The 17,454-nt window shown below is 68.5% G+C and carries 21 protein-coding genes; 9 read left to right on the top strand and 12 right to left on the bottom strand.

From position 1 onward, the window contains the following. Positions 1-12: 12 nt before the first annotated feature. On the bottom strand, positions 13-444 hold the full coding sequence (locus C0481_RS12485; RefSeq protein WP_293404167.1) for a TIGR02301 family protein: 432 nt from the start codon (positions 442-444) through the stop codon (positions 13-15). 87 nt (positions 445-531) lie between these two features. On the opposite strand from C0481_RS12485, the gene C0481_RS12480 reads away from it, so the two are divergent. Further along, on the top strand, positions 532-1,062 hold the full coding sequence (locus C0481_RS12480; protein ID WP_293404165.1) for a hypothetical protein: 531 nt from the start codon (positions 532-534) through the stop codon (positions 1,060-1,062). On the opposite strand, the gene C0481_RS12475 is transcribed toward C0481_RS12480, so the two are convergent. Next, positions 1,059-1,976 (bottom strand): LysR family transcriptional regulator, encoded by a 918-nt coding sequence (locus C0481_RS12475; protein WP_293404163.1) that lies wholly within the window; start codon positions 1,974-1,976, stop codon positions 1,059-1,061. The genes C0481_RS12480 and C0481_RS12475 overlap by 4 nt on opposite strands. A 112-nt stretch (positions 1,977-2,088) precedes the next feature. Between C0481_RS12475 and C0481_RS12470 the strand changes: the two genes are divergently transcribed. Together C0481_RS12470 and wrbA are read left to right on the top strand one after the other, a co-directional pair. Next, positions 2,089-2,787, top strand: coding sequence for a pirin family protein (locus tag C0481_RS12470; RefSeq protein ID WP_293404161.1), 699 nt, complete (start codon positions 2,089-2,091; stop codon positions 2,785-2,787). Between the two features lie 69 nt (positions 2,788-2,856). After that, on the top strand, positions 2,857-3,456 hold the full coding sequence (gene wrbA, locus C0481_RS12465) for an NAD(P)H:quinone oxidoreductase (protein ID WP_293404159.1): 600 nt from the start codon (positions 2,857-2,859) through the stop codon (positions 3,454-3,456). A 91-nt stretch (positions 3,457-3,547) separates the two neighbouring features. Here the strand turns inward: wrbA and C0481_RS12460 are convergent, their stop codons facing one another. Both C0481_RS12460 and C0481_RS12455 read right to left on the bottom strand, forming a co-directional pair. Beyond that, positions 3,548-4,525, bottom strand: coding sequence for a nitronate monooxygenase family protein (locus C0481_RS12460; RefSeq protein WP_293404157.1), 978 nt, complete (start codon positions 4,523-4,525; stop codon positions 3,548-3,550). Positions 4,526-4,729: 204 nt separating this feature from the next. After that, the gene (locus C0481_RS12455; protein ID WP_293404155.1) at positions 4,730-5,512 is read right to left on the bottom strand and encodes an SDR family oxidoreductase; all 783 of its coding nucleotides are present in this window, start codon (positions 5,510-5,512) and stop codon (positions 4,730-4,732) included. 129 nt (positions 5,513-5,641) lie between these two features. On the opposite strand from C0481_RS12455, the gene C0481_RS12450 reads away from it, so the two are divergent. The 3 genes from C0481_RS12450 to C0481_RS12440 all read left to right on the top strand — a co-directional run bounded on the left by C0481_RS12450 (position 5,642) and on the right by C0481_RS12440 (position 7,376). After that, positions 5,642-6,448, top strand: coding sequence for a glutathione S-transferase family protein (locus C0481_RS12450; protein ID WP_293404153.1), 807 nt, complete (start codon positions 5,642-5,644; stop codon positions 6,446-6,448). 1 nt (position 6,449) lies between these two features. Continuing rightward, positions 6,450-6,863 (top strand): HXXEE domain-containing protein, encoded by a 414-nt coding sequence (locus C0481_RS12445; protein ID WP_293404151.1) that lies wholly within the window; start codon positions 6,450-6,452, stop codon positions 6,861-6,863. Positions 6,864-6,935: 72 nt separating this feature from the next. Further along, positions 6,936-7,376 carry a hypothetical protein gene (locus C0481_RS12440; protein ID WP_293404149.1) on the top strand — a complete coding sequence of 147 codons (441 nt, stop codon included), beginning with the start codon at positions 6,936-6,938 and terminating at the stop codon, positions 7,374-7,376. 21 nt (positions 7,377-7,397) lie between these two features. On the opposite strand, the gene C0481_RS12435 is transcribed toward C0481_RS12440, so the two are convergent. Genes C0481_RS12435 through C0481_RS12425 form a run of 3 tightly spaced genes read right to left on the bottom strand, consistent with a single transcriptional unit; the run spans position 7,398 to position 10,416 of the window. Then, positions 7,398-8,195, bottom strand: a complete 798-nt coding sequence (locus tag C0481_RS12435; RefSeq protein ID WP_293404147.1) for a 3-hydroxybutyrate dehydrogenase — start codon at positions 8,193-8,195, stop codon at positions 7,398-7,400. 4 nt (positions 8,196-8,199) lie between these two features. After that, a complete protein-coding gene (gene yaaA / locus C0481_RS12430) occupies positions 8,200-9,000 on the bottom strand; it encodes a peroxide stress protein YaaA (protein WP_293404145.1) in 801 nt (266 codons plus the stop codon). A gap of 6 nt (positions 9,001-9,006) precedes the next feature. Beyond that, positions 9,007-10,416: an FAD-binding oxidoreductase gene (locus tag C0481_RS12425; RefSeq protein ID WP_293404143.1), complete on the bottom strand. Its 1,410-nt coding sequence runs from the start codon at positions 10,414-10,416 to the stop codon at positions 9,007-9,009. 126 nt (positions 10,417-10,542) lie between these two features. Between C0481_RS12425 and C0481_RS12420 the strand changes: the two genes are divergently transcribed. Then, the gene (locus C0481_RS12420; RefSeq protein ID WP_293404141.1) at positions 10,543-11,304 is read left to right on the top strand and encodes a class I SAM-dependent methyltransferase; all 762 of its coding nucleotides are present in this window, start codon (positions 10,543-10,545) and stop codon (positions 11,302-11,304) included. Between the two features lie 6 nt (positions 11,305-11,310). On the opposite strand, the gene C0481_RS12415 is transcribed toward C0481_RS12420, so the two are convergent. Both C0481_RS12415 and C0481_RS12410 read right to left on the bottom strand, forming a co-directional pair. After that, a complete protein-coding gene (locus C0481_RS12415) occupies positions 11,311-11,823 on the bottom strand; it encodes an N-acetyltransferase (RefSeq protein WP_293404139.1) in 513 nt (170 codons plus the stop codon). A 162-nt stretch (positions 11,824-11,985) separates the two neighbouring features. After that, complete coding sequence (locus C0481_RS12410; protein WP_293404137.1) at positions 11,986-12,852, bottom strand: carbon-nitrogen hydrolase family protein; 867 nt, start codon at positions 12,850-12,852, stop codon at positions 11,986-11,988. Between the two features lie 126 nt (positions 12,853-12,978). Here C0481_RS12410 and C0481_RS12405 point away from each other — a divergent pair, with 126 nt between their 5' ends. Next, entirely contained in the window at positions 12,979-14,112 is a 1,134-nt protein-coding gene (locus C0481_RS12405) for a serine hydrolase domain-containing protein (protein ID WP_293404135.1), read from the top strand. A gap of 12 nt (positions 14,113-14,124) precedes the next feature. Here the strand turns inward: C0481_RS12405 and C0481_RS12400 are convergent, their stop codons facing one another. After that, positions 14,125-15,015: a dienelactone hydrolase family protein gene (locus C0481_RS12400; RefSeq protein WP_293404133.1), complete on the bottom strand. Its 891-nt coding sequence runs from the start codon at positions 15,013-15,015 to the stop codon at positions 14,125-14,127. Positions 15,016-15,289: 274 nt separating this feature from the next. On the opposite strand from C0481_RS12400, the gene C0481_RS12395 reads away from it, so the two are divergent. Beyond that, on the top strand, positions 15,290-16,054 hold the full coding sequence (locus C0481_RS12395) for a hypothetical protein (RefSeq protein ID WP_293404131.1): 765 nt from the start codon (positions 15,290-15,292) through the stop codon (positions 16,052-16,054). Between the two features lie 109 nt (positions 16,055-16,163). Here C0481_RS12395 and C0481_RS12390 read toward each other — a convergent pair whose 3' ends face one another. After that, complete coding sequence (locus C0481_RS12390; RefSeq protein WP_293404129.1) at positions 16,164-16,601, bottom strand: hypothetical protein; 438 nt, start codon at positions 16,599-16,601, stop codon at positions 16,164-16,166. A gap of 63 nt (positions 16,602-16,664) precedes the next feature. After that, entirely contained in the window at positions 16,665-16,991 is a 327-nt protein-coding gene (locus C0481_RS12385; protein ID WP_293404127.1) for a hypothetical protein, read from the bottom strand. Positions 16,992-17,454: the final 463 nt, after the last annotated feature.

Below are 17,454 nucleotides of genomic sequence, written 5' to 3'. Positions count from 1 at the left end.
ACAGGCGCCACCCTAGCGCGGAGCGGGCTCCGCCGTCACGTCCTCGTCTTGCGGCGTCGGCTGCACCACCCCGCTGCGGTATTGGGCGTGGGACAGCACCGTGGCCAGCTCGCGCCCTCGCGCGGCCGTCAGTCCCTGCGCCCGCTGCACGCCGTCGTCGCAACCACGATAGAGCCGCCGCCCCTCGGCGAAGCCGGCGTTGAAGCTGTCCTTCAGCTGGGCCTCCTGCTCGGGATCGGCGCTCTCGGTCTCGACCAGGCGGTTCATGCGCGAGCGCCAGTACTGGTCGTCGCTCCCCTCGCAGGCCTGGCGCAGCGCGTGGCTTTCGCCCAGCACCCGGCTCAGTTCGACCAGGGTCTGGCGCATCTCGGGCGATCGCTCCTGCGCCAGGCTCGGGACGGGAGCCAGCAGGAGGGCGGCGACGATGGGCAGGACGCGGCGCATGGGCCGCACTTAAATCCCCAGGCCCCGGCTTGTCACCCATGGCCCGAAGACGCTAGCCCTCCTCCTCCACGCTGGAGCTAAGCCCGCATGCGCGTCCTTGCCGTAGTTCTCGCCCTCGCCGCGGCCGCGCCGGCGCTCGCCGCCGAACCGGCCAAGCCCGCCCCGAAGCCGGCGGTCAAGTCGGCCGCGACCGGCGCCTTCGACGCCCGCGATCCGGGCGCGCTGGTCGGCCTGCTGGCTTCGATGGACGCCAAGGCCAGCATCGTGGGCGGCGCCGACGGCGTGGTCGTGCTCGACATCGCCACCCCCGGCGGCAAGTTCGGCGCGCAGTTCGTCGACTGCGACGCCCAGGGCAAGGCCTGCGGCATGGTCGCCTTCTCCACCGCCTTCGAGCGGCGCGGCGCGAACCTGGCGCAGATCAACGTCTTCAATCGCAGCCAGGTCGCCTGCCGCGGCTACCTGACCGACGACGGCCGCGCCAACGTCATGTACGGCGCTATGCTCAGCGCGCGCACCAACGCCGCGGAGATGAAACAGCACCTGGGCGTCTGGCAGGGCTGCCTCGCGACCTTCGGGCGCTTCAACCGCGAACCGACGACGTTCACGCCCGGGGCCTAGAGCCCGGTCTGCCACGGGGCGGCGGCCAGCCGCTCGGCCAGGAAATCCATCAGCACCTTGACCCGCACCGGCCGCACCCGTCCCGGCGGGCTGACGATGTGCAGCGCCGGGTTCGGCGGGCGCCAGTCGCACATCGCGGTCTCCAGCGTCCCTTCCTGCAGGTCGCGCCAACAGATGAACTCGGGCTGCAGCGCCACCCCCAGCCCGGCCCGCAGCGAGGCGCTGAGGCTCTCGGAGCTGTTGACCCGCATCGGCCCGGTCACCGTCACGCTCTGCTCCTCGCCGGCCGCATTGGTGAACCGCCACAGGTCCGGCGTCTCGACGTTGGCGTAGGTGAAGCAGCGGTGCTGGGTCAGGTCGCGCGGATGCTGCGGCTTGCCGAACGCCTCGAAGTAGTGCGGCGCCCCGACCAGCATCACCCGCATGTCGCAGAGCTTGCGCGCCAGCAGCGAGGAGTCCTGCAGCTGGGCGATACGCACCGCCAGGTCATAGCCTTCGGCCACCAGGTCGACCTTGTGGTCGGCCAGGTTCACGTCGAGCGTCACCTCCGGATAGCGGGCCAGGAAGTCGGGCAGGATGTCGGCCATGTGCAGCAGGCCGAACGACACCGGCGCGGCCAGCCGCACCACCCCGCGCGGGATCACCGACTGCGCCGCCGTCTCGGCCTCCACCGCCTCGCCCTCAGCCAGGATGCGGTTGGCGCGCTCCAGGGCGTTGCGGCCGCTCTCGGTCAGCGACAGCCGCCGCGAGGTGCGGTGGAACAGTCCGGCCCCCAGGCGCGCTTCCAAGCGCGAGACGGCCTTGGAGACGGTGGCCTTGGACAGATCCAGTTCGTCGGCGGCGCGGGCGAACGAACCGGTCTCGGCGACCTTGGCGAAAATCGCCCACGCTTCGAAGTCGGGCAGCTTGGTCATGTCAATTTCGGAAACGATCCGTTTCCATCGTTTCTATTTCTAAATTCCAGGGGATCGCTACCTTTTTCTCGAACGGACGGCCCAAGCAAACCCGTCCCCCGGAGTACCGAAGATGATCGACATTCGACCCTTCAACACCCTCGGCGGCGCCAACCACGGCTGGCTCGACGCCAAGCATCACTTCTCGTTCGCCGACTATCACGACCCCAAGCGGATGAGCTGGGGCGCCCTGCGCGTCTGGAACGACGACAAGATCGCCCCGAACTCCGGCTTCCCGCCGCACCCGCACGCGAACATGGAGATCATCACCTACGTTCGCAGCGGCGCGATCACCCACCAGGACAGCCTGGGCAACCAGGGCCGGACCGAGGCGGGCGACGTGCAGGTGATGAGCGCCGGCTCGGGCATCCGTCACGCCGAGTACAACGTCGAGAACGAAGACACGACGCTGTTCCAGATCTGGATCCTGCCGACCAAGGCCGGCGGCGAGCCTTCGTGGGGCGCCAAGCCCTTCCCCAAGGGCGACCGCTCCGGGAAGTTCGTGACCCTGGCCAGCGGCATCGACGGCGATGAAGGCGCCTTGCCGATCCGCGCCGACGGCCGCGTCGCCGGCGCCACGCTGAAGGCCGGCGAGACCACCGAGTACCAGCTCGGCGAGGGCCGCTACGCCTATCTCGTGCCCGCCACTGGCGCGATCGAGGTCAACGGCGTGAAGGCCAACGCCCGCGATGGCCTGGCCATCCGCGACGAAGCGACGATCCGCGTCACGGCCCTTGAGGACTCCGAACTCGTCCTCGTCGACGCCGCCTGACGCTGACTAGGCCCGGACGCAGCCCCCCGCGTCCGGGCCGCCCCTTTTCATCCGAAGCAGGAACTCCCGATGACCAAAGTCCTCGTGCTCTACCACTCGACCTACGGCCACATCGAAACCATGGCCAAGGCGGTGGCCGAAGGCGCGCGCGAAGCCGGCGCGACCGTCGACATCAAGCGCGTGCCGGAAACCGTGCCGGCCGAGCTCGCCAAGGCCTCGGGCTACAAGCTCGACCAGGAGGCGCCGGTCGCCACGGTCGAGGACCTGACGAACTACGACGCGATCATCGTCGGGGTCGGCACCCGCTACGGCCGCATGGCCTCGCAGATGGCGGCGTTCTGGGATCAGACCGGCGGCCTGTGGGCCAAGGGCGCCCTGGTCGGCAAGGTCGGCGGCGTCTTCACCTCCACCGCCACCCAGCATGGCGGCCAGGAGACGACGATCATCTCGACCATCACCCAGCTGCTGCACCACGGCATGGTCATCGTCGGCCTGCCCTACGCCTGGGCCGGCCAGATGAAGCTGGACGAGATCACCGGCGGCAGCCCGTACGGCGCTTCGACCATCACCGCGGGGGACGGCTCGCGCCAGCCCAGCGCCAACGAACTGGACGGCGCGCGCTTCCAAGGCCGCCACCTGGCCCAGATTGCGGCCAAGGTCGCAGCGTAACGTCCGGAACGCCGGCGGAAGGCGCACACACCCCTTCCGCCGCAAGACCGAGCCCGTCCCCGCCAGCCCCGGGGGCGGGCTCTTTTGCGTTTTAGGCCGGCACGCCGGCGCGCAGCTTGGCCGTGCGGTCAATGGCCGCTTCGGCTTCCTTGATCAGGTTGGCGACGATCGTCGCGGCCGGCAACACCTCGTGCACGCCGCCGGCCGACTGGCCCATAGCGAAGCACGAGCGGTCGGGATCCAGGCCCTCGAGCTGGCCGCCGATGCCCCCCATCACGCCCTCGCGGGTCGACAGCATCGCCTGCATCGGGAAGGGCTGGATGTCCTGCGGACGGGTCTCCCATTCCTCGACATAGGGGTTCTTCTTCACCCGCATCGGCTTGCCCGAGTACGAACGCGTGCGGATGGTGTCCTCGTCGGCCGCCTCCAGGATCGCCTGGCGGTACATCTCGCCGGCATGGGCTTCCTGCGAGGCGATGAACCGGGTGCCCATCCAGACGCCGGTCGCGCCCAGGGTCAGGGCCGCGGCCAGACCACGCCCGTCATAGAGGCCGCCGGCCGCCACCACCGGGATCTTCACCGCCTCGACCGCCTGGGCCACCAGCGGCATGGTGCCGACCAGGCCGGTGTGGCCGCCGCCCTCGCCGCCCTGGCAGATGACCGCGTCGCAGCCGGCCTGCTCGGCCTTCACCGCGTGCTTCACCGCCCCGCAGACGACCATGACCTTAAGGCCGGCCTTCTTGAGCTTTTCCATGATCGGCATCGGCACGCCGAGGCCGGCGACGAAGGACGAGGCGCCCTCCTCGATGATGATCTCCACCGAGGCGGTCAGGCTCTCCGGCGAGGCGGCCAGCAGATCGACGCCGAACGGCTTGTCGGTCAGGCTTTTGACCTTGCGCATCTCGTCGCGGATGAAGTCGGGGGTGCGGCCGGCCATGCCCAGCACGCCATAGCCGCCGGCGTTGGACACCGCGGCCACCAGCTCGGCGTAGGAGACGCCGCCCATCCCGGCCAGCATGATCGGGTGCTTCACACCCAGGAGATCGCACAGCGGAGTATGCAGGCTCATCGAAATCCTCCCGAATTTTATGGCCGGGAGGATGGCGCCGGGCGAGCCCCATGGAAACTATGACCCGACGTCATTCACCTCAGATGCTCCCCCTCTGGGGGAGCTGTCAGCCGCATGGCTGACTGAGGGGGACTTTGACTCAAGCTGCTTGAGAGCAGTCCCCCTCCGTCGCGCTTACCTCCCCCAAGAGGGGAGGATCATTCCTCAGAAGATCGCGTAGCCGCCGTCGATCAGCACCGAGTCCCCGGTGTGGAAGGCCGAGGCGTCCGAGGCGAAGTAGACCGCCATGCCGCCGAAGTCGGCCGGCTTGCCCCAGCGCCGCATCGGCACGCGCTTGATGACGTTGTCGTTGAACTTGTCGTTGTCCTGCGCGCCCGCCGTCATGTCGGTGGCGATCCAGCCGGGCAGGATGCAGTTGGCCCGCACGCCGTAGCGGGCGTGCTCGACGGCGATCGCCCGGATCATCGGGATCAGCGCGCCCTTGGTGGCCGCATAGGCTTCGTTGCGCGCCGCGCCGTCCAGCGCCGAGAGCGAGGAGATCGCCACCAGCGAGCCGCCGTGATCGCCCTGGCCCGAGCGCTCGACCATGTGCTTGCAGGCCTCGCGGAAGGTGAAGAACACCCCGTCCAGATTGACCGACAGCACCTTACGATAGGTGGCGGTGTCGAACTCGGCGAACGACTTGGCGCCGCCGCCGATTCCGGCGTTGGCGACCACGGTGTCGACCCGGCCCATCTTGCTGACCGCCTCGACCATGCCGGCGCGCACAGCCTCCTCGTCGGCGACGTTGACCACCTGGGTCAGCACCCGCACGCCGGTCGCCTTCAGCTTCTCGGCCGCATCGGCGTTCTTGCCGGCGTTCGAGCCCCAGATGACGATGTCGGCGCCAGCCTGGGCCATGGCCTCGACCATGCCGAAGCCGATGCCGCCGTTGCCGCCGGTCACCAGCGCCACCTTGCCGGTCAGGTCGAATGGTTTGTAGGCCACAGGCGCCTCCCTCGTTTTCAAACAGTTGTTGGCCGAACTGGAGCGGCCTTCCGCCGGGGCCGTCAAGCGCTCGTGTTGACTTCCGCCCCGCGAAGGCGGCTCGATCATGCCGCTGGAGGGAGCCACGCCATGCTCAAGCTCTACGACCACCCGCTGTCGCCCTACGCCCAGAAGGTCAAGATCGCCCTGCGCGAGAAGGGCCAGCCGTTCGAGACCCTGACGCCCGGCGGCCTCGGAGCCGGCGGCGCGGCCGGCGAGTTCCTGCAGGCCAATCCCCGCGCCGAGGTCCCGGCCCTGGTCGACGGCGAGGTCCGAATTTTCGACTCGACCATCATCCTCGAATACATCGAGGACCGCTGGCCCGACCCGCCGCTGCTGCCCGCCGGAGCCGCCGAGCGCGCCCGCGTGCGGATGCTGGAAGAGGCGATGGACACCCACTTCGAGGCGATCAACTGGGGCCTGTCGGAGATCCGCTGGTTCCGGAGAGCCGAGGGAGAGCTGGAACGCACCCTGCTGGCCCGCGCCGCCAGTCAGACGCGCCGCTGGTTCGCCTGGCTGGAAGACGAGCTGGCCGATCGCACCTGGTTCAACGGCGAGCGCTTCGGCTGGGGCGACCTGGCCGTCGCGCCCTATCTGAACGGCTCGGTCGGCCACGGCCTGCCGCCCGACAAGGGCACCCGTCTCGCCGCCTGGCTGGAACGCGCCAACGCCCGCAGCTCGGTCGCCCGAACGGCGGAGGAAGCGGCGGCCTCGTCGCGCGCCGCGGCCATGCCCAACGTCGCCGAGCTGGTCCGTCAGGGCCTATTCAAGCGCGAGTACCGCGACCACCGCCTGGAATGGATGATCAAGAGCGGCGGCGCTCAGGTGGTGATCGACGGCCTGGCCAAGGACAACATCCGCTTCAGCCCCGACTTCGGGCCCCGCGCCGGCGACTAGGATGGGGAGCCGCCGCACCGCCGGGCTGGCGCTGATCGCCGCGCTCGCCCTGCACAACCTCGAAGAAGGGCTGGCCTACGCCCTGCTGGGCGGCCATGTCGAGGCGATGCTCGACAGCTACCATCTGACCTGGTGGCGGCCCGATCCGGCGGTGTTCGCCCTGCTGCTGACCGCCATCACCCTGGCCATCGGGCTGCTGGCGGCGTGGGCGGCGACGGGCTCGGTGACCTCGGCCAAGGTCATCACCCTGCGCGCCGTGGCCGTGGTGCTGCTGCTCAACGTGCCGGTGCCGCATGTCACCGCCGCCTGGGCGTTCGGCGGCTACGCTCCCGGGGTGCTGACCGCCGTGCTGATCAACCTGCCGGTCTCGATCTGGGTGCTGTGGACGCTGCGAGCTGCACCACAACCTGAGTAACGTTGTTCTTTCGAATACAGCAGAGCAAGCTCCCGTCGCGCAAGCCCGCGCAAAGAACAAAGGAGAGTTTGCGTGAGAACTATTCTTGCCGCCGCCGCCCTGGCCCTGGGACTCAGCAGCGCCGCCATGGCTCAGAACGCCCCCAGGACCTACGACCTGGGCCCGGTCTGGCAGATCTCCTATATCGAGACCAAGCCGGGCATGTTCGACGACTACATGTCCTACCTGAACTCGACCTGGCGCAACATCCAGGAGGCCGACAAGGCCCGCGGCGACGTCCTCGACTACCGGGTCCTGGCTGTCGACAATCCGCGCGACGGCGAGGCCGACGTCATCCTGATGATCGAATACAAGAACATGGCCGTGTTCGACCGCAGCCTCGACGAGAACGAGGCGATCATGGCCAAGGCCTTCGGCAGCGTCACGAAGAGCAACCAGGCCGCGGTCTCGCGCGAACAGGTCCGCGTCCTGCGCGGCGGCCTGACCGCCCGCGAACTGACCTTCAAGAAGTAGCGTCTGTCAGGGACGGCGGCTCTAAGTCGCCGTCCAACCGCCGTCCACCACCATGGCCGCGCCGGTCGCCGACGCGCCCATGTCGGACACCAGGTAGAGCAGCATCCCGGCCAGGTGTTCGTACTCGACGAACTTCTTGGTCGGCTGGGCGGCGAGGATCACGTCCTCCATCACCCGGTCCTCGGGGATGCCGCGGGTCTTGGCCTGGTCGACGATCTGCGCCTCGATCAGCGGGGTCTTCACATAGCCGGGGCAGATGGCGTTGGCGGTGATGCCGGTGCGGGCCAGCTCGACGCCGAGCCCCTTGGTGAACCCGACCACGCCATGCTTGGCGGCGACATAGGGCGCCTTGAACGGCGAGGCGACCAGCCCATGGGCCGAAGCGATGTTGACGATCCGTCCGCGGCCCTGCGCCTTCATGATCGGGATCGCCGCGCGGCTGGCGTGGAAGGTCGAGGACAGGATGATCGCGATCAGCGCGTCCCACTTCTCGGGCGGGAACTCGTCGACCGGGGCGACGTGCTGGATGCCGGCGTTGTTGACCAGGATGTCCAGCCGGCCGAACTCGCGCACCGCGTACTCGATCAGGTCGGTGATCTCGCCTGGCTTGGTCATGTCCGCGCCGTGATAGCGGATCGCCGCATTGGTCCGCGCCTGCAGCGCGGCGCGGTCGGCCTCGATCTTGGCCGGGTCGCCAAAGCCGTTGAGGATGACATTCACCCCCTGCTCGGCCAGCGAGGCGGCGAGCGCCTGGCCGATGCCGCTGGTGGACCCGGTAATGACGGCCACATGGCCCTGCAGCCCATAGTCCACGGCCATCCGATCAGTCCTTCTGCTTTTTGGCCGCTGACGGCGGCGGAGGCTGGGGCCGCGAGAACACCCATTCGGTGTCGCTCGAAGCGCTCTTCTGGAAACGGTAGCCCTCGACGTCGAAGGCCTTGAGATCCTCGGCCTTCTCGACGCCGTGGTCGATGGCGTAGCGCGCCATCAGCCCGCGCGCCTTCTTGGCGTAGAACGAGATGATCTTCGATGAGCCGTCCTTCTCCTCGAAGAACTTGGCCGTCACCACCGGCAGCTTGATCGCCGCGCGGTCGACCGCGCCGAAGTATTCCTGGCTGGCGCAGTTCACCAGCGTCGGGTCCTTGTGGCCGGCCCCGGCCTCATTCAGCACCCCGGCGATCTTGTCGCCCCAGAAATCGTAGAGGCTGGCGCCGCGCTTGGTCTTGATCCGCACGCCCATCTCCAGGCGATAGGGCTGGATCGCGTCCAGCGGCCGCAGCACGCCGTACAGCCCCGACAGGATGCGCAAATGCTTCTGGGCGTAGTTCAGGCCCTTCTTGTTCAGCTCCCGCGCCTTCAGCCCCGAATAGACGTCGCCGTTGAACGCGAACGCCGCCTGCAGACCGTCCTCCATCGCCGGGTCGAAGGCCGCGAACCGTTCGCGATTCAGCTCGGCCAGCTTGTCCGACAGGTCCATCATCTTCTTCAGGTCCGCGACCTTCAGCTTCTTGGCCGTGAGGCTCAGCTCGGCGATGTCCTCGGCCATCTGCGGCGTCGTCATCGGCGCGGCGCCGTCCGGTCGCGTGAAATCGAGCGCCTTGGCGGGGGAGATGACGATCAGCATGGGAACTCAGAAATGGACTCGCGGATTCATGATCCGCTTCGGGTCCAGGCTTAGCCGGATCGCCGAGAGCGCCGCAACCTCGACCGGCGACTTGTAGCGCCTGGCCTCCTCGGTCTTCATCGATCCCAGCCCATGCTCGGCCGAGATCGAGCCGCCCATCGAGGCGACGATGTCATGGACGATGCGCGAGCCTTCGCTGCGCAGCGCCGAGTGCGCCGCGTCGTCACCGCCGTCCGGGCGGATCACATCGTAGTGGATGTTGCCGTCGCCGACATGGCCGAAGGCGGTGACCCTGGCCCCGGGAACCAGCGCCTCCATGCGCGCCGTCGCCTGGTTCAGGAACTCCGCCACCCGGCTGACCGGCACCGAGACGTCGTGCTTCCAGGTCGCGCCTTCCGGCTTCTGGCCCGGCGACTGGTTCTCGCGGACCGACCAGAAGGCCTGCGCCTGGGCCTGGCTCTGGGCGACGGCGGCGTCGCGCACCAGCCCGTCCTCCAGCGCGGCGCCCAGCAGCCGTTCCATGGCGCTCTCGGCCGCGCCCGGCTCGCCCGAGGCGATCTCGATCAGCACGTACCAGGGATGGATTTCGCTCAGGGGGTCGCGCTGGTTGGGGATGTTCTTGAGCACGAAGTCGATCCCGCGCCGGCCCATCAGCTCGAACGCCTCGACCGCGCCGCCGGCCGCGTCCTTGGCTCGCGCCAGCAGCTGGATCGCCGCCTCGGGATCAGCGACCGCGGCGATGGCGGTGGCGCGCGAGACCAGCACCGGGAACAGCTTCAGGCTGGCGGCGGTGACCACGCCCAGCGTCCCCTCGGCCCCGATCAGCAGCTGCTTGAGATCATAGCCAGTGTTGTCTTTACGCAGGCGCTTCAGCCCGTTCCAGATCTCGCCGTTGGGCAGCACCGCCTCCAGCCCCAGCACCAGCTCGCGGGTGTTGCCATAGCGCAGCACCGCCGTGCCGCCGGCGTTGGTCGAGATGATCCCCCCGATGGTCGCCGTCCCCTGCGAGGCGATGTCCAGCGGGAAGCGTCGCCCCTTCTCCAGCGCCGCCTCGTGCGCGGCCTGCAAGGTCACGCCCGCCTCGGCCACCAGCACGTCGTCGAAGGCGTCGACATCGCGGATCGTCCGCATCCGCTCGGTCGACAGCAGGATTTCGCCCAGCGGGATCTGCCCGCCGACCAGGCCGGTGTTGCCGCCCTGCGGCACCACCGGCGTCCCGGACTCCGCACAGACGCCGATCACCGCGGCGACCTCGGCGGTGGTCTTCGGCAGCGCCAGGAACGGGGTGTTGCCTTGCCAGCGGTCGCGCCACTCGACCAGCTTGGGCGCCAGCCGCTCAGGGTCCTGGCTCCAGCCGCCCTCGCCGAGCACGGCCTTGAGGCGGGAGATCACGTCGGCGGGCACGGAAACGGTCATGTCCCGACCCTAGGCCCCCGCCCCGCGCCCTTGAAGTCCCATTTCGCTGCGGCGCGCCGACTTGCGCGCCCTTGCCCGCCCTGATTGTCTGGCAGCCCTACTTCAAGCCATGCGGGCGGGGCGGCGATGAACGATCAGCGGGACACCTTCGACGTCGTCGCGGCCGAGTACGACGCCGTTCGCCCACCCTATCCGGACGCGCTGTTCGAAGACTTGGCCGCAGTCGTCGGCGGCGCCGGCCAGCGGGTGCTGGAGGTCGGATGCGGCAGCGGCCAGGCCACCACCGGCCTGCTGGGCCGCGGGTGGGAGATCGTCGCCGTCGACCCAGGCTCCGACCTGATCGCCCTGGCGAAGACGCGGCTGAGCGAAGTCGATTTTCACGTCGGCCAGTTCGAGACCTTCGTTCCGGACCCGGCGAGTTTTCGGCTCGTCGCCTCCGCGCAGGCCTGGCACTGGATCGAACCAACCGTCAGCTTTCCCAAGGCCGCGGCGGCTCTGCAGCCGGGTGGATGGCTGGCGATCTTCGGACACGTTCCGCTGTCCCCCTCCCCCGAGGTCCTGGAGCTGCTGGAGCCCATCTATGCGGACATCGCGCCGGACCTTTGGCGGCCCCCGCCCCAGGCCTGGTATCTGCCCGAAGGTCCGGTTCGCGCGCTGATCGACGCGTCCGGCCTCTTCGGGCCCGTGACCCACAAGGCCTACGCCTGGCCCGAGCGCGTGACCGCCAGCGGCTTCGTGCGGCAGCTGCGCACCCGCTCCGACTACAACGTCATCGACCCGGGCCGACGCGACCAGCTGTTGGCCGCAGTCGAGGCGGCGCTGACGCCGTTGCGCGACTTTGCGCTGCGCAACGAAACCCACCTCTACCTCGCCCAACTCAAGCCCTGAGGCGCCTCACGGCGGATCAAACGCAGGATGGAAGCTGACATCTCCCGTCCGCCCCGAAGTCCCTAGAACCAGGCGCTGGAAGTACCGATTGGGCTTGCCCTGATAGGTGAGCGCGGGGTCGCTCACGAACCCGAAGCGGCTGTAGTAGTTCGGGTCGCCCAGCAGGACGCAGCCGCCGGCCTGCAACTCTCTCAGGCGATCCAAGCCTTGCAGGATCAGGGCGCTGCCGACGCCGCGCCGCTGCAGCCCCGGCGCGACCGAGACCGGCCCGAGCCCGTACCAATCGCCCGGACGCCCATCGATACGGACCGGCGAGAAGGCGATATGGCCGACCACCTCCCCGTCGACGTCCACGGCCACGAGCGAAATGGCCAGGGCTCCAGCCTCGCGCAGGGCGTCGATCACGCGGGCTTCGTCGCCGTCGCTGAACGGCATCGGCGCGAAGGCCGTAGTGGTGAGTTGGCCGATGGCGGTCGCGTCGCCGGGACGCTCAGGTTCGATGCGTGGGATCGTGTTCAACGGGATGTCTTTCAACGGGCATGACACAGCAAGGCGGCCGCAGTTCCAGCGGTCCGCGGTGAAGGCTGTCGGCGCCGCGCACGGCGCCAGGGTCACGCAATTGTCGACATGCGAGAACGCTACGAAGTCGCCGACGGACGGTCAACGCCGGCGGACGCAGACCTAGTAGCGGCTCACATCCGAGCTTCGAGGGTCAACGACGCGAGCCGCGCGATGCAGGTCACCCATCCGCGCCCGCACCCGCCATGGTCGCGCATAGTCCAAGGCGCCTCGCAGCGGTTCTGAGCGGCGGTCCAGGTCGGCGATGACCAAGCCGCCGCGACCATCTGGGAGCGCCTTGGATATCCACCTGCCATCGGGCCCGACCAGGCCGCTCGGCGCCGCCGCGCTGCATTGCGCGGGCACGGAAAACCCCAGCCAGAAGGCGCCGCACGCGGCATGGCCCTGTGCTTGGAGCGCGAACATCGGGTCACGCGAAAAGGTCGAGAGCAGCACGACATCGACGCCCTCGGCGGCATACTCGACGAAGAGCTCGGGAAACTGGATTTCGATGCAGAGCAGGCAGCCGAAGCGAAAGCCGTCCACCTCGAAGGTCAGCAAGCGCAAGCCTGGAACGTACCAGTCGGTGACTTCCGTATAGGACAGCAGCCGCTTGTCGTAGCGGCCGACCAACTCGCCCCGGTCAGAGATGACGTAGAGGCTGTTATGCGGCCGATTGGGCGGCGTCAGCGGATGGTTCGCGCCGACCACCGCCCACAGGCCAAGCTCGGCCGCCAGAGCGGAGGTGGCCTCCAGTTCGTCGCGGAGGACCGCCCAGTCGACATCCCATCCGGCCAGGACGCGCTTGCCCTCGCCCGACGGATAGCCCGACATCGCGCCTTCCGTGAACTGGATCAGCCTGGCGCCGGCTTCGGCGGCTTGCCGCATCTGGGCGCGGATCGCCGCGCCGTTTGCGCGCGGATCAAAGCCCACCGGGGTCTGCGCGATGGCGATGCGCAACGCTTCACGGGAATCTGCGAGATCGGCCATAGCGAATTCTTACTGAGCGCAATGTCGCCTCGCCACCCGTCTCCCGCGACTAGGCCGTTGACAGCCTCCCGATCATCGGCCCCGCTGACGGGCGACGAGAGCCTCACGAGAGGCCGGGGAGGAAACATGGGTTCGCAGACGATACAGGCGCTGCTCGACGACGCCGTGGCCAGGGGCGCGGCGCCGGGCCTGACCGCCGCCGTCGCCCGCGCCGACGGGACCGACAGCTACTTCGCCGCCGGCGTGCGCGGCGCGGCGGACCCGACGCCGATGTCGCCGGACGACACCTTCTGGATCGCCTCATGCACCAAGGCGATCACCTCGGCCGCAGCGCTGCAGCTGGTCGAGCGCGGCGTGCTCGAGCTCGACGCGCCGGTCGGCGAGCGATTGCCCAACCTCGCCGCGCCGCAGGTGCTGGAGGGCTTCGGGCCCGACGGCGCCCCGCGCCTGCGCCCGGCCCGCACGCCGCTGACCCTGCGCCGCCTGCTGACCCACACCTCGGGCCTGGCCTACGACTTCTTCCACGCCGACCTCGCCCGCTACTACGCCCACGTCGGCGGCAGCCTGATGGAGAGCGCGCCGGGCGCGCCGGTGCTGGCCTTCGATCCGGGGGCGGGCTGGCAGTACGGCATCGGCATCGACGCGGTCGGCTGGCTGGTCGAGCAGGCGAGCGGCCAGGGCCTCGACGCCTATGTCGCCGAGCACATCACCGGCCCGCTCGGCATGAGCGACACCGCCTTCGTCGCCACGCCGCAGCTCGAGGCGCGCGCCGCCGGCATGCACCACCACGCGCCCGACGGCGCCTTCATCCCCGCGCCGCACCTGCCCTCGTCGCCGATCTACTATGGCGGCGGCGGCCTGCGCTCGACGGCGCCCGACTACCTGAAGTTCCTCCGCGCCGTGCTCGCGGGTGACGGCGCCGGCGTGCTGGGGCCAAGGACGCTCGCCTGGCTGCGCGAGGCCGACAGCGCCATCCCGGCCGGCGACCTTTCCACCGCCATGGCCCCGATCAGCCTCGACTTCCGCCCGATGCCCGGCACGCCCAAGACCTGGACCCTGGGCTTCCTGCGCAACGAGGCCGACGTCCCCGGCATGCGCCGCGCCGGCAGCCTCGCCTGGGGCGGTCTCGCCAACTGCTACTACTGGGCCGACCCGGCCAGCGGCGTGGCCGGCATGCTCTGCGGCCAGTTCCTTCCCTTCGCCGACCCCGGCATGCTGGCCGCCTTCGAAGCCTTCGAGCGGGCGGTCTACGCGGAGTAAGGCGCGGGTCGCCTAGCGCGCCGGGGTCTGCAGCCAGCCGATGAACTGCTGGTGGACTTTGGCGGTGGCGGCGGGATCGAAGCGGAAGGCCGAGTCCGGGGACTGGACCCGCTCGTCGAAGGCGTGGGTGACCCCGGGAACCGTCATGACCGTGACCTTGGCCCCGGCGGCCTTCGCCCGCTCGATCAGGCGCGTGCAGCCGGCCGGGGGCTGGACGACGTCGCGCTGCGCCATCACCAGGTCGACGCCGCCGCTCCAGGTCCAGCCGCGGCGCCCGCCGCGAGCCGGCGGCGCGCAGAACGGATAGGTCAGGCGGATCGCCTCGACCCCGGCCATGGTCTGCTGGAAGTCCTCATCGCCATGCAGGGTGACTAGGTCGCCGAGCGCCCAGCCGCCATGGCTCCAGCCGGCGACGCGCACGTGGCGGTGGTCGACGCGCGGATCCTGCGCCAGCAGGTCCAGGGCGGCCAGGATGTCGGCGGTGCGAAACAGCCCCTGCAGCCGCGCCCCGGCGCAGACCCGCCGGCGCGCCCACTCCGGATCCCAGCCGCGCGGCCCGTAGCTGTCGAGCACCGCCGCCGCCCAGCCGGCCTGCAGGGCCGATTGCGCATACTCGTCCATGATCGGATTGGGGCCGCGGCCGTTGCTGATGCCGCCGCAGCCGGGGACGAGCAGCACGGTCGGAAACGGCCCGGCGCCGGGCGGGGTGTGCAGCGTCAGGCCCGAAGCCATGAACTTGGCGTGCGCCGCGCGCGGCTGCGGCGCCAGGAACGACGGGTGCGAGCCCTTCCAGACATAGGCCGCGATCGCCGCCGCGACCAACAGCGCCACCGCCCCAGCCGCCAGCAACAGCAGCTTGACGAGACTGCCCAGGCGAAAGCGGTGGTTGGCCTCATCCGACATCGCCGCCAGCTTCGGCCCTCGTCGCCGCAGGGCTATCCCGCCGCGCCCCCACGTTCGGCGGGGAAACACCTGAGGGGGGGCCGGGGCGGGCGGCGCTGCTGCGCTCGCGACCTTCGAAAGTAGGCCGCTGAACGGCTGCCCCGCTGGTCGTGCGCGATAGACTGAGTTGGGCTCGTTACGGACATCCAAGGCCATGGCAACCGAGCTTGGCTTTGCGCTCGACTTGACCGGCGTCTACCTTGGAGCGGTTCGGATCTAAAGAGCGCGGGGACCAATGTACGCTGCACTTGTCGAGGTTCGGGATCACGCCCTGTGGATCAACCACGTGTGGCCGGCTGGGCCCCTGACTGATCTGTTGAAGTCGATCGAGCCCGGTGCAGACATCTCCTTGGAGGTGAATGGCCGCGTAGGTGTTTGGCGGAAGATGTCGACCGGAAGGGATGGCCGGCCCACGCATGGCTTCAAGCCGTTGGATGGTGCCCAAGCCGCTTGGCACGACCTTCAGAGCAGCAGAGGCTTGAAGGTGACCATTGACCTGGCTCAGCCGGGGCCGGTCACGCCCGCAGAGCCTGCAAAAGCAATCTCTATCGCCTTGGCTCCCCTTGATGGGAGCCCGGCTCAAGTGGGCAACCGACGGCTGAAACTGCCAGAGCCGGTATCAGCGATTTACCGAGCGGTCGGTGAGCTGGAAGCTGCATATCCGGGGAGGAAGTTCACACCTGACGGCCATCTTGTCGGCTCGATCGGTGAAGTCCTTGCCGCCGAAGCTCTTGGTCTCACGCTGCATCCCGCCTCCCATCCAGGGCATGACGCCGTCGACCAAACGGGGCGGCAGGTTCAGATCAAGCTGACGAGAGGAAAGTCAGTCGCCATGTACGCGACGTGTGACAGGCTCGTAGTGCTTCGCATCATCTCGAACGAAGAGGCTGAGATCGTTTTCGACGGCGAAGGCGAGGCAGCTTGGGCAGCGGCTGGGCCGATCCAAAAGAACGGTCAGCGAGTAGTTTCGCTCGCCAATTTGGCAAGGTTGTCTGACTAAGCACAAATTGTTGCGGTTTCCGGGCAAACCACCCATAGTTGTTGTTATGGTCGCTTTTTGCGCGCCCAGAGAACCCCGCCCCACCCGGCGGGGTATTTCGTTTCAGAAGCTACCCCTGGCCGGGCCGCCAAGTCGTGGACTTACGAGCGGCCCGATCGCGCTGCCTGCGCTCCTCTGGAGTGATGACGGGGATGCGGCGGGTCACTGAGAACGTAACCTCGTCGACGACCTGAGGCGCGGCCACAGAATTGCTGTCATCGACATGATCGGGGCGGCGAATGAACTCGACCGTCCGGCCGAGCATCTTCACGATCTGTTCGTCGGTGAAGCCGGCCTCTCGCTTCTCCGCGATGAACTTCGCCTCGGTGCGGTCCTTGAACGGCGCGCGCGCTTTTCCGTCGGCGGCAGCACCATCGTAGGTACTCCGATAGTTCAGGCGTCGCTCCTTGATCTCGACAATCTCCGCCGGGTTTGTCGACGCAGTCTGAGTTGGGTGCTTGGGCTTTGGCATAAGGCCCAGGTTAGCAGAGCGGCGTTCTGCGACCAAGGAGTGTTGCCAAGGCGTTCTCCTTGGAGGGAGAGTGCCCCCGACCTCGCGGCCGGGGGCCATTTAGCTGGCGAGCGGAAGCTTCCAGGCAATGCCGTCAGATTGCGTAACCAGAACGAACGAGCCGGGCTTCACGCTGTCGGCCACCAGCATCATCCTGTCGCGCACGTCGGTATGAGGACCGTAGGACAGGCCGTAGTACTCAGCGTCGGGCAGGTGAAAGACGCGGCCGTCGTCACTGACGATGTATTTGTAGAAGCCAACATCGCGCATGGCTTCGTGAAGAGCCTCGTACTCATCGTAGGATGCGGCGTGCATCTCGATGCGTACGATGAAGCCAACCATCGAAGTACGGTTGGCAGAAGACCCGTAGGGCGGTAGAGAGTTCATGTTCAGACCTTGCTTGGTTTGTGTGGTGCCGAACCGCTTCGATCTTGCCGGACGGGCGGTTCGGTAATCCCAATATAGGGCCAACGGCTGAGCTCGCCTAAATTGAAATCGCTGCAATCCACGCCTTCGTTAACTTGGCGTTAACAAGTTGGCGACTTCCGCGCCGAGTGTTGCCGTAACGCAACACATGCATTGGCGCGGCTTGAATAACAATCAAGGAAATCAAGATGGCCGCGCACGGCGGCAAACGCCCCGGTGCTGGGCGGAAGAAAGGCGCTGTCGCGCAGGCTAAGCGTGACATCGCCGAGATGGCGAAGGAGCACGCTGACGCCGCGCTGAACACGCTGGTCTCGGTCGCGAACACCCCGAAGGCTCCGAGCGCGACCCGAGTTTCTGCGGCCACGGCTGGTGCCGCCAATGTCCGACCCTGGCGCATAGCTGTCTTGGCAATCCAGCCCAACGC

Origin of the sequence: Phenylobacterium sp. (genome assembly GCF_013822795.1) — a bacterium.
Lineage (GTDB): Bacteria > Pseudomonadota > Alphaproteobacteria > Caulobacterales > Caulobacteraceae > Phenylobacterium.
This window is presented reverse-complemented; position numbering and strand designations above follow the sequence as displayed.